Raw genomic sequence first — 1,896 nt, forward strand, 5'->3', positions numbered from 1 at the left:
TTGATGCCAAGCTAATGACATGGCGCACGCTTAAAGTTCCGGAAAATCCGCAGTGTCCAGTCTGTGGTAATCATCAATAATCACGGTGTCTGTGTATATTGCCTCAATCGATAATTGATAGCAGCTAATTAGTGGTGATTGAGGCTGTGATGGCGGATTTTGCCAGTCTAAATTGCAAAGGCTGCGTATCAATAAGTGGATTGGCAAGGATGTCAGTCTTTTAGCCGCCCTTACACTTTCTTGGCGAGAATGGTGTTAGAATGCGGCCACCATTAAATATGAGAGATTAACGCATTGATAGGCAAGCTTTTTGGTAACAAGAAAAATCCCGCAGGCAGCGATGATTCGGTACCCGTGAAAAATAAGTCCGGCGGCAAATCGTCAGCGTCAAAAAAGCCCGGCAAATCGGCAAAAGCGGGTCATCAGAAGTCCGCTAATCAGCAAAAATCTTCCCGCAACAACCGTCGTAACAAAAAAGCCAAGCCGGCGACGCCTGCTTGGACGGTTGATCAATTTCCTGTTTCGGCAATCGAGGGCAAAACCCGTTTTCATGATTTGGAACTTGATGATCGTCTGATGCATGGTATTGCAGATTTGGGCTTTGAATATTGCTCGCCAATTCAAGCTGGGGTACTGCCACAAACCTTACAGGGGCATGACGCTATTGGTAAGGCACAAACCGGTACTGGTAAAACAGCGGCGTTTTTGGTGACTATTATTCAAGATCTATTATCCAACCCGATAACCGAAAACCGCTATATCGGTGAGCCCAGAGCCTTAGTGATTGCGCCCACCCGTGAGCTAGTGGTGCAGATTGGTGAGGATGCAAAAAATCTGACTAAATATACCGGCCTTAATGTGGCGACACTGATCGGTGGTATGGATTACAACAAGCAGCTTAATCAATTAAAAAATTCCTTGGTTGATATTGTTGTTGCTACTCCGGGGCGTTTGTTGGATTTTCAAACTCGTCGCGATTTATTTTTAGATCAAGTAGAAATATTGGTGATTGATGAAGCCGACCGTATGCTGGATATGGGCTTTATTCCTCAGGTGCGTCGTATTGTGCGCAGCACACCCAATAAAGACCATCGTCAAACCCTGTTATTTAGCGCCACCTTTACCCCAGATGTTTTAAGCTTGACGGAGCAGTGGACCTATCAGCCTTTTTGTTTAGAGATAGAGCCAGAAAGTGTTGCCACCGATACGGTAGACCAAAAAGTCTATATCGTTGCCGCTGATGAAAAACTGGCGCTGCTAAAAAACATTATCAAATTACCCGCAGCGACAAGCGTTATTGTCTTTGCCAATCGCCGTGATCAAACTCGCAAGCTCTATGAAGGTTTGCGCAAAAGCGGTGTGCGCTGCGGTATTTTATCGGGAGAAATCCCGCAAAATAAACGCTCACAAACACTGGCGCGTTTTAAGGCGGGTGATCTTCAGGTGCTAGTAGCAACTGATGTGGCAGGGCGTGGTATTCACGTCGATGGCATCAGTCATGTGGTTAATTATACCTTGCCTGAAGACCCAGAAGATTATGTGCACCGTATTGGTCGTACAGGTCGGGCCGGAGCCACCGGCACTTCAATCAGCTTTGCCTGTGAGGACGATGCTTTTTTGCTGGCTCCGCTGGAACAAATGCTGGGTAGTAAATTACCTTGCGAACAACCCCCTTTGGAATTGCTCAATTAAAAAACCCCCTACCATGACGGCTAGGGGGCTGTGGTGGTACCAAAGTTAATTCAACAAACTTAGAACGCCCATGTGGCACCCGCAGATGCGGCATTATGCCCACCGCTATGACCCACAGCGAATTTGAGGTGATAGGCATTCGAGCTATAAGTGAGTCCGGCCGCAATAGCAGATTCTCCATCAAAGTAGCCAGTGCCCACTGCA

At 47.0% G+C, this 1,896-nt stretch carries 1 protein-coding gene; it reads left to right on the forward strand.

Annotation, left to right across the window (positions count from 1 at the left end; translation table 11 throughout):
- Positions 1–528: 528 nt before the first annotated feature.
- A complete protein-coding gene (rhlB, locus tag AACP44_RS09175; protein ID WP_339340227.1) occupies positions 529–1,692 on the forward strand; it encodes an ATP-dependent RNA helicase RhlB in 1,164 nt (387 codons plus the stop codon).
- The last annotated feature ends 204 nt before the right edge of the window (positions 1,693–1,896 follow it).

The sequence above is a fragment of the uncultured Oceanicoccus sp. genome, assembly GCF_963968385.1.
GTDB lineage: Bacteria > Pseudomonadota > Gammaproteobacteria > Pseudomonadales > Dasaniaceae > Oceanicoccus.